Source organism: Vibrio sp. 11-4(1) (genome assembly GCF_013048625.1).
In the GTDB taxonomy this organism is placed as follows: domain Bacteria; phylum Pseudomonadota; class Gammaproteobacteria; order Enterobacterales; family Vibrionaceae; genus Vibrio; species Vibrio diabolicus.
The window spans coordinates 62,201-75,516 of sequence record NZ_VHSY01000001.1 but is presented as its reverse complement, the minus strand read 5'-3'; the positions used below and the strand labels follow the sequence as shown (position 1 = coordinate 75,516).

The 13,316-nt window shown below is 44.9% G+C and carries 11 protein-coding genes; 3 read left to right on the top strand and 8 right to left on the bottom strand.

Translation table 11 applies throughout. From position 1 onward, the window contains the following. Window positions 1–89: 89 nt before the first annotated feature. A complete protein-coding gene (locus FKN16_RS00320; RefSeq protein WP_170901709.1) occupies window positions 90–623 on the top strand; it encodes an RNA-binding S4 domain-containing protein in 534 nt (177 codons plus the stop codon). Between the two features lie 103 nt (window positions 624–726). Here FKN16_RS00320 and FKN16_RS00315 read toward each other — a convergent pair whose 3' ends face one another. The 7 genes from FKN16_RS00315 to FKN16_RS00285 all read right to left on the bottom strand — a co-directional run bounded on the left by FKN16_RS00315 (window position 727) and on the right by FKN16_RS00285 (window position 7,262). After that, window positions 727–1,545, bottom strand: a complete 819-nt coding sequence (locus tag FKN16_RS00315) for an EAL domain-containing protein (protein WP_005397994.1) — start codon at window positions 1,543–1,545, stop codon at window positions 727–729. A gap of 92 nt (window positions 1,546–1,637) precedes the next feature. Then, window positions 1,638–2,558, bottom strand: coding sequence for an amino acid ABC transporter permease (locus tag FKN16_RS00310; protein WP_170901708.1), 921 nt, complete (start codon window positions 2,556–2,558; stop codon window positions 1,638–1,640). 81 nt (window positions 2,559–2,639) lie between these two features. After that, window positions 2,640–3,458 carry a transporter substrate-binding domain-containing protein gene (locus FKN16_RS00305; RefSeq protein WP_170901707.1) on the bottom strand — a complete coding sequence of 273 codons (819 nt, stop codon included), beginning with the start codon at window positions 3,456–3,458 and terminating at the stop codon, window positions 2,640–2,642. 9 nt (window positions 3,459–3,467) lie between these two features. Next, entirely contained in the window at window positions 3,468–4,265 is a 798-nt protein-coding gene (locus tag FKN16_RS00300; RefSeq protein WP_025621657.1) for an amino acid ABC transporter permease, read from the bottom strand. After that, window positions 4,265–4,999 carry an amino acid ABC transporter ATP-binding protein gene (locus FKN16_RS00295; RefSeq protein WP_025791161.1) on the bottom strand — a complete coding sequence of 245 codons (735 nt, stop codon included), beginning with the start codon at window positions 4,997–4,999 and terminating at the stop codon, window positions 4,265–4,267. Before FKN16_RS00295 ends, FKN16_RS00300 begins: the two co-directional genes overlap by 1 nt. A gap of 170 nt (window positions 5,000–5,169) precedes the next feature. After that, the gene (locus tag FKN16_RS00290) at window positions 5,170–5,817 is read right to left on the bottom strand and encodes a lysoplasmalogenase (protein WP_048625012.1); all 648 of its coding nucleotides are present in this window, start codon (window positions 5,815–5,817) and stop codon (window positions 5,170–5,172) included. Between the two features lie 296 nt (window positions 5,818–6,113). Next, entirely contained in the window at window positions 6,114–7,262 is a 1,149-nt protein-coding gene (locus FKN16_RS00285; protein WP_170901706.1) for an iron-containing alcohol dehydrogenase, read from the bottom strand. A 206-nt stretch (window positions 7,263–7,468) separates the two neighbouring features. Here FKN16_RS00285 and FKN16_RS00280 point away from each other — a divergent pair, with 206 nt between their 5' ends. Next, window positions 7,469–8,350 carry an AraC family transcriptional regulator gene (locus FKN16_RS00280; protein WP_164665609.1) on the top strand — a complete coding sequence of 294 codons (882 nt, stop codon included), beginning with the start codon at window positions 7,469–7,471 and terminating at the stop codon, window positions 8,348–8,350. A gap of 277 nt (window positions 8,351–8,627) precedes the next feature. Further along, entirely contained in the window at window positions 8,628–11,792 is a 3,165-nt protein-coding gene (locus FKN16_RS00275; protein ID WP_065646272.1) for a glycosyl hydrolase family 18 protein, read from the top strand. 97 nt (window positions 11,793–11,889) lie between these two features. Here the strand turns inward: FKN16_RS00275 and glgC are convergent, their stop codons facing one another. Then, window positions 11,890–13,107: a glucose-1-phosphate adenylyltransferase gene (glgC, locus tag FKN16_RS00270; protein WP_170901705.1), complete on the bottom strand. Its 1,218-nt coding sequence runs from the start codon at window positions 13,105–13,107 to the stop codon at window positions 11,890–11,892. Window positions 13,108–13,316: the final 209 nt, after the last annotated feature.

Sequence of the window (13,316 nt, the reverse complement as noted above, 5' to 3'; positions counted from 1 at the left end):
GGCTAATCGGTGATTGAGCATCGGCAGAGGTTTCTATTTTTAAGCATTGCGTTTAAACTTCAGGGCATCAAATAGTAAGAGTAAGTAACATGACCCAAGATTACGACCACGAAGAGTATTTAGAAGGCGAAGAGATTGAGATCGAAGCGATTGGCATCGACGTTGATGCGCATCCGATCGAACTGTACAAGCTTTTTAAAATCGCGAACTTGGTCAGCGGTGGCGGCGAAGCAAAGCATATCATCGAAGAAGGTTACGTCGCGGTGAATGGTGAGCTAGAAACACGTAAGCGCCGCAAGATGTATGATGGCGACTTTTTTGAGTTTAACCAGGAATATTATGTTGTGGTTTGCGATGCGCCAGTAACCGAACCTGAAACGGCAGAGCAAAAAGCGGAAAAGAAAGCGAAGAAAGAAGCGCAATCTGCACGTAAAGAAAAATCTCGCCAAAGCAAGTCAGCTAAAGGCTCTGGACCTAAGTCAACAGGCCGAAAAGCAGCACATAAAGAGCGCAAAGTACAACAAAACGCGCTGTCGCAATCGGCGAAGAAAGGTAAGAAAGCTGAAAAGCCGCAAGCGACTCGTGATCCGAAGAGCGGACGTAACTCTATTGACTTTTTCTAAGCAGATGAATACCTAGCTAGGCAGATCATCGCCAAGCAAAACCAAAAAGCGCCGAGTATATATCGGCGCTTTTTTGGTTTTACTGTATCGTAAGGGGGCAGTGTCAATGCACTGTCGTCTCAATGTTTAGGCTATCGGTCCAGTGATGAATGGCGCAAGGCTTACCTAAGTAAAAGCCTTGGTAATAATCCAAATCAAGTTGATACATCGCTTGCAGCTGCACGTCTTCTTCTACCCCTTCTATGATCACTTTTGCTCCCATATGAGCCGCGAGCTCAACGGCGCTATGTATGGAAAAGGTTTCTCCGGCGCAGTAATCAAGTAGATAGGAGCGATCGATTTTTATGATGTCAGGGCAGAGCTGCTGAACACGTGCGATATCAGAATGTTGAGCGCCAAAATCATCGATAGCAAAGATAAAGCCATTCGCTCTCATTAACTGTACGGCTTTGATCAGTAAATCAGTATCACCGCATGACTCTTCGACTACTTCAAACACCACGTCTGATGGGCTCATACCAAGGTCGGAAAGGCGCTTGTAAAGCAGGCCGTTGTCTTTAAAGCCCATGTCTTTGGTTAGGGTGAGTAGGGTTTGAGGCATGACATTGAGAAACAGTTTGATAGGCGTTCCTGCGAAACAGCGTGCAAAATTTCGAATGTGCATTGCTCTGGATAAAAACTCAACACACAATCGAAAGTAGGGATCGAGGCCATTGTTGGCCAGAAATACATCAGGACGAATTAACGAACCATCAATGCCACGAATTCGCAGTAGAGCTTCCATTCCAATAATACGCTGGTGCTTATCAAAAATCGGCTGATAAACACTGTGAAAAGTGAATTGATTGAGAACTACGTAATATTCACCAAGATTATCTTGCTTAATGTATCGCTCGTAGTCCGATTGATTCTTTAACTCCATGAAAAACGCCGAAAATTTAGCATCTTTTCAATGTAACAGGATGCAATTCTGATTTGAAGATTCAAATGTGTCTAATTACATATACGGTTGAGTTAATTTGAAATGGATTCCGATTTTTCTTCAATGTAGCGAAAAATAAGTGACAACCCGAAACAAATCAAAAAGTAAGCAAGGCCGACAATCAGCCAAATTTCAAAGATATATCCTGATGAGTTTGCCATCTCTGTCCCAACGAAAGTCATTTCTTGTATAGAAATTAGCGAAACGATAGAGGTGTCTTTCACCAAAGAGATAGTTTGACCGGCAAGTGCAGGTGTTATTGCTTTAAGCACCTGTGGCGCGATAACGAATCGGTATTTCACCCACCGAGACAAGCCCAATGAATCTGCCGCTTCCCACTGTCCTTGGTCGATACTTTGTAAACCTGCACGCACCACTTCTGCAACGTAGGCAGAAGAGAGTAGGCCGACGCATAACACGCCAGAGGCAAGATTTTCCCAAAGGTTATAAGGCCCAAAAAGAAAGCTCTGTAGCGCATTTGGTTCGCCGTTATAGTTTCGTAGAATATCTTCTAAACCGAGTAACGGGATCAACTGGTTAGAAATGAAAAAGTAGAAAATAAAAACAAAAACCAACGGTGGGATGTTTCTTACCAACTGGATAAATGTGTTTGCAGGTGTGCGCAACCAAACGGAGCGAGAGAAGCGTGCTAAGCCTAGCAACGTGCCAAGCACTAACGCGAAGCTGATGCCCCAAATACTGAGCCTTAACGTCGAAATCAAACCTTGGAAGAAGTAGGGCAAACCACCATCGGCTCTGGGCGTAAAAAGTAGTTCAAACGCCTCTTTCCACTGCCACAAATAATGTACACCAACAGTGGAGCGATGGTACAGCCAAACGCCACCAATACCACAGATAATAAGCAGTACCCAATCTAGCGTGTTTAACCGCGATAGAAAGGAACCTGTGTTGGAATTAGTGGGTACTGTGCGAGTGGTGGTTTGTTCGCCCAAAAATTTGACTCCGATAGATGATGAAAAAGTAAAATGGATGATTGGAAAGTATAGGCTCGCGAAGACCACGAGCCATTTAGATTACTGGCCTCGCGCGACTTGATCTTGCCAGTCTAATGTCGAGAACCAGTATTCATAACGCTGTTTTAACCATCCATCTTGGGTTCTTTCTTCAATCCATTTATTGAAAAAGGCTTTTTTATCTTCTTCCCCCAAACGAACTGCAAAGGCTTCGTTACCTTTTGATAATCGCTCAGAGAATGGAAGGAATAGTTTGTCGCTGTGTTTCACTGTCTCATGCTCTGGTTTTGGGCTAGAAGCAATGACCGCATGGGCGTTACCATTCAGCACCTCTTGGAACGCTTGAGCGTCATCATCAAATTGCAGAATCTTCGCTTTCGGGAAGGTTTCTCTGGCGACTTGAACGGTGAATGCGCCGCGACGGGCCGCTATTTTTACGCGTCGTGAGTCAAAGTCCGAAAACTCGCTAAAACCAGAAGCCAGTTTTTTATTTGCTGCTACTTGAACACCTGAGTGTGAATAGGGTTCAGTAAACAACACGCTTTTGGAACGCTCGGGCGTGACCGACATGCCACCGATAATCACGTCGAACTTTTTCGCCAGTAGTGCGGGAATAATGCCATCCCATGCAGTCGGTACAAATTCCACTTTCAAACCTGAATCTTGTGCTAAGCGTTTGGCCACATCGATTTCAAAACCGATTAACTCACCTTGCTTGTTGCGCATTGCCCAAGGTACAAATGTTGACATACCAACGCGCAAAGTGCCTCGTTCTTTGATTTGATCTACATTGGGAGTGGCAACGTCTTCTTTCGCGATTGTAGGCATAGCGATGGCTAGCCCTAATAATGCAGTAATGGTCGCTTTGAATAACTTCATGTTATCTCCTTATAATTTGCGCCAACTGGCTCCGAGTTTGTGTTCTAGCCATGCAGACAAGCCAGAAAGTGATAGAGTGAGAGCAAGATAAATTGCTGCCACGGTAAACCAAATTTCAAACGGCATCGCCGTCTCAGAGACGATGTTGCGTGCCTGTGTTGTTAAATCAAAAATCGCCATCACACTTACAATGGAAGAGTTTTTGATCAAAGAAACCACTTCATTGGTCAATGGCGGTAATGTGCGCTGTAAAACCTGAGGCAAAATCACGTCTTTGTAAGTGTAAAACGTTGATAAACCGAGTGTTTGTGCTGCTTCGAATTGCCCTTTAGGAATACTGTTTAAACCTGCGCGGAATATTTCTGCAGTGTAAGCGCCTTGGAAAAGGGACAAAGCCAAAACGGCGGTGCTGAATCGGTCCAAACCAATCACGGGGCCAAACACGAAGTAGAGCAAATAGATTTGCACCAACAACGGCGTGTTACGTATTACCTCGACATAAGTGGTCCCAATAACATTGCCGACTTTCGAATCGCTAAGCCTTAGTAACGCGGTGACCAACCCCAACACTAAGGTGAAGAATAGACTAATGGCCGATATGTTAAGTGTGACCAATAGCCCATCGATAAGTTCTGCGGGCCACCATTCGCCATCTTCATAAAAAGCGATGTAATCAGGTACGCGTTCCCATTGCCATTGATAGCCCATAGCATCGGCACCAGAGTCCAACACCCACACAATCGCGATGAAGAGGAGCATCATTTGCAGTAAAGCTTGAAGGACGGGTTTGATTACGCGAACTATCATCAGTAACTTAAAATTTGGTTCAAAAATGCTTGGGTTCGTGGATGCTGTGGCGTCTCAAATAAGGCGATCGGTGAGTTCATTTCCAGGATTTGGCCTTCATCCATAAATACCACGCGGTTCGCTACTTTTTTGGCAAATCCCATTTCGTGCGTGACGCAAATCATCGTCATTCCGCTTTGTGCCAGCTCAACCATGACATCCAACACTTCATTGATCATTTCCGGATCAAGTGCTGAAGTTGGTTCGTCAAAGAGGAGTAAGTCCGGTTCCATACATAAGGAGCGGGCAATCGCGACGCGTTGCTGCTGACCGCCAGAAAGCTGGATAGGATACTTACTCGCTTGCTCTTCAATATTGACTCGCTTGAGGTAATGTCGTGCGCGTTTTTCAGCTTCTTGTTTTGACAATTTGAGTGTGCGAATCGGCGCTAAGGTGAGGTTTTCCAGTACAGTCAAATGAGGAAAAAGGTGGAAGTGCTGGAACACCATGCCGATTTTACCGGGCTTGAGAGATTTTGCGTGAGAAGGTTGGTCAAACACATGAAGTTGGCCTTCTTGAATCGATTCAAGATGGTTGATGCAACGAATGAGCGTTGATTTTCCTGAACCAGAAGGGCCACACACAACGACGATCTCGCCAGAATGCACGGAGAAGTTGATATCTTTTAGAGCGTGGTAATCGCCATACCACTTGTTTACGTTGCTAAATTCAACGACGGGAGTGTTCTCTTTCAAAGGGGCACGCTATAAAGGAAAAATATCCTTCTACAATAGCAAGTTGTGCGCATTATTTCATTAAGAACAAGCTTATATTCAGGTTCTAAGATTAAGAACCTGCTCACTTTAGTGCTTGATAAAGTAATGTTTTAAGAATTAGGCACAGAGGCTATTACTAATAATTCAGTTCAACTGAGATACGGATAACGAACAACGATGGCAACAACGGACATCACCATCAATGTTTGTGCGGAATAGTAGGTCACCATGACGACTTGTCGCGAAAATACGGATCGTCCCCCGAAGCGTTCAAAAGCTAAGACGGTACCAGAAACGATGAAGATAAAGCTTCCGAGCACTGCAAACGAGGACGATTGTGTTTTTCCACTCAAATAATACTCGATAGCAGCCCAACACATGGTCATCAATACCAATATGTAACTGGCAACCGGGAGCTTTTCTTGACCAAGGTCCGGTCGAAACAACCAATAGAAACATACACCGAGTCCAAATAAAGCAATAGGGAGCCAAGGCGTAAAATGCCAAGCGGACATGATGGTAAAACCGTAGCTATAGGAAAGATGGGCAGAGCAGAAGAGCACTAATCCGGTAATAAACTTATCTCTAGGGAGCATTAATAGTAGATCACCAAGCAACGAGAGCGATAAGCCAATCAAAATCCAATGCGTATATGGCATATGATAGGCAGGAGACTGGATTAAAATTCCTAACATACAGAGCACTGGTAATGGTTTGGATACGTAGAAGACCCACTTAGGACCTTTACGGATACTGATGATATGTATGAATGCTAATACGACAACAACTAGCCACATAAAATGGATTCTCGAACAGACAAGCTAATGTAGTGGATAACTACAACAAATAAAAGGTCCATTAAATGAGTAAGTTAGACCTTTGAATTCAATTTTATTTTTGTTTGTGTAAAGCTGGACAGTTGTCTCTTTACTGACCTACACGATCAATGAGTTTGTAGGGATTAATCGTTATTTTGAGGAGTTCCCGAACTTGAACGTGATGAAGCTTACAAAATAGCATAAAAAAACGGTATTGTGACCGTTAAGTCACAATACCGTTAAACCCTAGAAAGGGCAGTGAACTGTTTTTGCTGTTAGGCAACAGCGAGTTCTAAAATTTCACGACTACGTTCAAGAGTAATCGCCTGGTTTTCACCGAGAACGGTCATTCCGTGTTTATTGAGTTGTTCGATGATGGCATCGATCGCTTGTTCACGACTTTCACCATAGTTTTCTAGCTTAGTTGCGACATCAAGTTGATGATAAAACGCTTCGATCGCTTCGATGGTACGTTCAGCAAGATCGTCTCCAGCTTCAAGTCCAAATACGTTGCGACCCATTTGCTCTAGTTTAGGACGTTTAAATTGCATTTGGTTGCGAAGTAGCGATGGTTGGACGATTGCAAGAGAACGTGCATGATCGACGCCCCATAGAGCCGTAAATTCATGGCCGATCATATGTGTCGCCCAGTCTTGTGGAACGCCACTACCAATTAACCCGTTCAATGCTTGGTTAGCAGACCACATTAAGTTTGCGCGCCACATATCGTCGTCTCGCTCGGCAAACTGTTCTCCGAGTGTTTTTAAGGTTTTCAGCAGTGTTTCTGCATAGCCATCTTGAACCATTGCGCCGGTAGGAAGCGTCAAGTATTGCTCACATACGTGCACCCATGCGTCAACAATGCCGTTGATAAGCTGGCGTTCTGGAAGTGTTTTCATTACATCCGGGTCTAACACAGCAAATTTAGGCTGTACTGCTGGAGACATGAACGGAAGTTTGTCTTGAGTTTCTTTTTTAGTGATAACTGCGCCCATGTTTGACTCTGAGCCTGTTGCTGGCAGTGTCAAAATTGCAGCTAGAGGCGTCGCTTCAGTGACTTGGTGTTTACCAATCATGATATCCCAGCCATCACCATCATACTTAGATGCTGCTGCTACGTATTTAGAGCCATCAATGACTGAACCACCGCCAACAGCAAGAATAAAGTCAACACCATGTTCTTTTACCATTGCAACCGCTTTATCGAGCGTTTCTTTGGTTGGGTTTGGTTCAACACCAGAAAACTCTAGCCATTCATGTCCCTCTAGTGCTTCTGAGACTTGGTCGTACACGCCATTTTTTTTAATTGAGCCACCGCCGTATACCACTAAAACTTTTTGGTCGGATGGGATAGCTTGTTTGATTGCAGCGATTTGTTTTTGACCAAAGAAAATCTTGGTTGGGTTTACATAAGAAAAGTTCATTATTAGCCCTCTTGCTTCCAGTAAAGGAGATTGAATACGTGCATATTAGTCCTGATTAATGTTCGTTAACAGGTCGATTTCTGCAAATAATTTGCCTATTTCTACAAAATTAATGCTCTTATACTAGAAAGTTAAAGTTGAGAGGAAGTATAGTGCTCACAATAATAATAGAGACCAAACTCGTTAGTCATTGATGGAGCGCTCTAATGCACACTCTCGCAGATATCATGCAGCAATATGTTGAAAAGCAGGGACTGCATGACTTAGAAGGTATGAAGAAAACCGCAATAGATGGCGTATGGTTTTATCGCAGTAGCAAAGGAAATCATCGCCAGCCGTTTGTCTATCAGTCTGGAATTATTGTTTTAGGGCAAGGACATAAGAACATTCATATCGGTGATACACCTGTCCAATATGGGCCCGATGATTACCTTGTCGTAGGAGTTCCCATGCCCCTGGAGTGCGAAGCGTTTGCGACAAACAATGAGCCTTTACTTGGCATCTCGATAGATATTTCGCCAACGCTTCTTCATAAGCTCGTTAAAAAACTTGAGGCTGAGAAATTCAGTAATAAGTGCCTAGACACTACCCGTTGCGGCCTTAAATCGGTACACATGAGCGAAGGTATGCTGGATGCATGCAAGCGACTAATGAGCGCGTTGTGTAATGAGCTGGATGTTGTCATGCTCGGTGATCTACTTCTTGAGGAAATTGTTTATCGCACTTTGGTAAGCAAAGAAGGGTATGTTTTATTTGACTTAGCACACCAAGAAGGCTCTTACGCGAGGGTCGCTAAAGCACTGAATCGTGTTCATCAAGCGTACCATGAACAGTTGAGCGTACAAACATTGGCAGAAGAAGCCAATATGAGTGTGTCTGCTTTCCATCAAGCTTTTCGCAATGTCACGCTTGAATCTCCGTTGCAATACATTAAGAAAGTTCGACTTAATAAAGCGCGCGAGTTAATCCAGTTGGAGGGGCGACGTGTTAATGATGCCGCGAGACTGGTCGGGTACACGAGCCCATCACAGTTTAGTCGCGAGTACAAGCGACATTTTAATGAAACGCCAAGGTCAACAAAGGCTTAGTGATCTTTATTTCAAAATAACGACTTTTTTTGCCTTTTTTATTAATTTGCGAGTGACATATTTATTTGATTTATAAAATTAGTTACTGGTGCCAAATAATAGGTACGTTGTTGCAAGCATTTAGTGGATTGTTGCGAGGCGGTGTGGAAAACTCGTAAATAGATAGTGTGAAATCACCAACTTGTACTTAAGTTATTTTACGTCGAAATAAAAGTATAAGTGCGCTTTGTTTAGCGCATTTAGTATTGTTTTAACAATAACTTAAGGAAGAGCGATTATGCACCTTAAAAACGGCAACGCAGTGAAAAGCGTGTTCACACTAAGCACTCTCACCGCTTCTTGTCTTATGGCCTTCAATAGCTACGCAGCGGTTGACTGTGCCCCTCTAGAAACTTGGCAATCATCAAAAGTTTATAACGGTGGTGACCAAGTTCAACATGAAGGTAATGCTTACAAAGCACGTTACTGGACGCAAAACAGTAACCCAGCGCAATCTGGTGAGTGGGGCGAGTGGGAAACACTTGGCGCATGTGATGGCACTGGGCCGGTTGATCCACCTCAGAATGAAGTCCCGACTGTTACTCTGACATCGCCTTCTGCGTCGGCTTCTGTGACTGCGGGGGATGTTGTTAACCTAGCTGCAGATGCAGCTGATACCGATGGTACTGTTAGCAAAGTAGAATTCTTTGTTGATGGCGTATTAGTTGGTCAGGCAACGTCTGCGCCTTATGCTGCGTCATGGACAGCGACTGAAGGCCAGCACGAATTCTCTACTAAGGCGTATGATGATGCAGGTGCAGTGAGCACAGCAAGTGCTGTGACGTTAACTGTGGCACCAGCACAACCAGGTAACGAAGCGCCGACAGTGGATGTTGCGCTTTCTGCGACTTCTATTGACTTGGGTGGCTCCGTCACACTGACTGCGAATGCCGCAGATGCGGATGGCACCGTTGCTAAAGTTGATTTCTATGTGGCGGGCGTCCTTGCTGGCACCGCAACAACTGCACCATACACGCTTGATGTAATGCCTTCACAAGCTGGTTCGCTAAGTGTTTATGCGAGAGCAACCGATGATGCCGGAGCAACTGCAGATTCTGCACTTGCGACGTTAACGGTAAACGGTGGCGCGGTGACATCTAACTGTCGCCCTGATGGCTTGTATCAAACAACGGGTGTAGACGTCCCTTACTGTTCTATTTATGACGAAGAAGGTCGCGAGAAAATGGGCGCCGATCACCCACGTCGTGTGATTGGTTACTTTACTAGCTGGCGCGCAGGTGAGGACCCTCAATCTACTTACCTTGTTAAAGATATTCCTTGGGAGCAACTTACTCACATTAACTACGCGTTTGTGAGCATTGGTTCTGATGGTAAAGTAAACGTTGGTGACGTTAATGACCCTAACAACCCTGCTACGGGTAAAACTTGGCCTGGCGTTGAGGTAGATCCTGCTCTTGGCTTTAAAGGTCACTTTGGTGCGCTCGCGACTTACAAGCAAAAACATGATGTTAAAACGTTAATCTCTATCGGTGGTTGGGCTGAAACGGGCGGTCACTTCGATACGAACGGCAATCGTGTGGCTGATGGTGGCTTCTACACCATGACGACGAATGCGGACGGTTCTATTAACCATGCAGGCATCGAGAAGTTCGCAACTTCAGCCGTTGAAATGATGCGTCAGTACAAGTTCGATGGTCTGGATATCGACTATGAATACCCGACATCAATGGCTGGTGCTGGTAACCCTTACGACAAAGACTTCATGGAACCACGTCGTCAGTATCTATGGGCGTCTTACCAAGAGCTGATGAAAGTATTGCGTGAGAAACTTGATGCGGCATCCGCGCAAGATGGCATTCATTATATGCTGACTATCGCAGCACCATCTTCAGGTTACCTACTGCGTGGTATGGAAACCTTCGATGTAACTAAGTACCTAGACTACGTAAACATCATGTCTTACGACTTGCATGGGGCTTGGAATGATCACGTTGGTCACAACGCAGCATTATTCGATACAGGTAAAGACTCGGAGCTAGCCCAGTGGAACGTATACGGCACTGCTGCATACGGTGGTATCGGTTACTTGAACACAGACTGGGCTTACCACTATTTCCGTGGTTCTATGCCAGCAGGTCGTATCAACATCGGTGTTCCTTACTACACCCGTGGTTGGCAAGGTGTTACTGGTGGTGAAAATGGTCTGTGGGGCCGAGCAGCACTGCCGAACCAAGCTGAGTGTCAACCAGGTACCGGTGAAGGGGAGAAGAACAACTGTGGTCACGGCGCTATTGGTATCGACAACATGTGGCACGATACCGACCCTAAAGGCAACGAAATGGGCGCTGGCTCTAACCCAATGTGGCATGCGAAGAACCTAGAAAATGGTATTTGGGGCTCTTACGCAGCCGCGTACGGTCTTGATCCAGTTAACGATCCTTCGGATAAATTTGTTGGTACATATACTCGTCATTACGATAGCGTTGCTGTAGCGCCTTGGTTGTGGAACGCAGAGAAGAGCGTGTTCCTATCTACGGAAGATAAAGCTTCTATCGAAGTGAAAGCTGATTACGTTATCGATAAAGAAATCGGCGGTATTATGTTCTGGGAACTGGCAGGCGACTACAACTGTTACGTACTGGATGCAAATGGTAATCGTACGGCAGTAGATGCAACTGAACAAGCTTGTGCAGCTGGTAATGGTGAGTACCACATGGGTAACACTATGACCAAAGCTATCTACGACAAGTTTAAGTCTGCAACACCTTACGGTAATAAAGTTGCGACGGGTCCAACACCAACAGAAGCGGTAGACATTACAGTCAGCGTTGGCGGCTTTAAGGTTGGCGACCAAAACTACCCAATTAATCCGAAGATCACGTTTACGAACAACACTGGTCAAGCGATCCCTGGTGGTACTGAATTCCAGTTTGATATCCCAGTATCAGCTCCTGATAATGCGAAAGATCAATCTGGTGGCGGTTTGAAAGTCATTGCTTCTGGACATACTCGTGCAAACAACATCGGTGGCTTAGATGGCGTAATGCACCGCGTATCGTTCTCTCTACCTGCTTGGAAAGATTTACCAGCGGGCGGTACTTACGAGCTTGATATGGTTTACTACCTACCAATCTCTGGTCCGGCTAACTACTCAGTGATTTCTGGTGGTAAAGAGTTTGCGTTCAAGTTTGAACAGCCAGAACTGCCAATTGGTGACCTAAATGCAGGCTCGGGTGATGGTGGTACTACTGAACCAGGTACGTGTGATACGACAGGTTTAGTGACATACCCAGCGCTACCACAAACGGATTGGGCTGGTAACCCAAGCCATGCTAACCAAGGTGATAAGATCATCCACAACGGTGTGGTTTACCAAGCGAACTGGTGGACAGCGGCTGAGCCGGGCACAGATGGTAGCTGGTCAACGGTATGTAACATCTAATCGTTTTTGATTAACTGTTATAGCCTAACGTTAATAGGCATTTAAACAAAAGCGCACGATGATGATCGTGCGCTTTTTTGTTGCGATGGGTTGTCGTTTAATCGAATTGATAACTTTCGGGTATGACGACAATACCTTTGTCTGAGATTTTAAATCGCTTCGCATCTTCTAGTTTGTTGATGCCAATTTGAGTATGTGGCGGAATGCGAACATGTTTATCAACTATGCAGTTGACCAACTGACTTCCTTCACCGACCTCTACGTCATCAAAAATGATGGAATCGACAACCGTTGCACTGTCTTGAATACGTACGTTAGAGGAAATGATGGAATGCTGTACTGAGCCTCCGGAGTTGATGACACCGGTAGCAATGATGGAGTTAATAAAAATACCTTCATTGCCCGTAGCAGAAGAAACGGTACGAGCTGGTGGAAACTGCGGCTCGTAAGTACGAATCGCCCAATTGGATTGATATAGGTTCATTGGTGGTACTGGCTCTAGCAGATCCATATTCGCTTCATAGAAGGAATCAATGGTACCCACGTCGCGCCAGTAGCAATCCTTATCAACGCGCCCTTTACTGCCACAAAATTGATAAGCATAAACGGATTCCGTATCAATCAGCTTAGGTATGATGTCTTTTCCGAAGTCATGGCTTGATGAATCGAGTTTTGAGTCGTCTTCGAGTGCTTCTTTTAAAACATCCATGTCAAAGATATAAATCCCCATGGAAACGAGGCTTCTGGCTTTACTTCCTGGAAGGGTAGGTGGGCATTCTGGTTTTTCTATAAATGAAGTAACTAGCCCGTTTTCTGCGGTGCCCATTACCCCGAATGCTGAAGCATCCTCTACGGGAACATCCATACAGGCAACGGTGAGCTTAGCACCTTTCTCTTTATGCTCTTCAAGCATCGCGGCGTAGTCCATTCGATAGATATGATCGCCGGATAACACAACCACATACTTCGCGTCATTGCGCGATAGTAACCACATGTTGTGATAAATCGCATCAGCGGTTCCTTCATACCATGCACCACCTTTGCGCATTTGAGGTGGAACCGCAGTAATGTACTCGCCAAGCTCTGGATTGAATATTGACCAACCATCTCGCAAGTGTTTTTGAAGTGAATGAGATTTGTATTGGGTCAAAACAAGGATTTTACGTAAACCTGAGTGTAAACAGTTGGTTAGTGTGAAATCTATAATTCTATACTTTCCGCCAAAAGGTACTGCTGGCTTGGTTCTATCATCGGTGAGTGGGCTGAGCCTAGACCCCATCCCCCCAGCTAAAATTACGGCGAGTGCGTCTTCCATATTATTCCCTTTCCCTTTTTTGCATGCATCAAAACGGTGCTAACCAGGAGGAAGTGGTGTACAGCGCAGAGGTTTTGAAAGTGCATGTGCTGATGTGTTTACTACTGCAAACTTTAGTACAAGATTCGAGCCATAGAATATCTCTTTAAAAATCAAAGGGGTTAAAAATTCATCGCAAGGTAATTGCACCATATTAGTGAAGTGCTAAG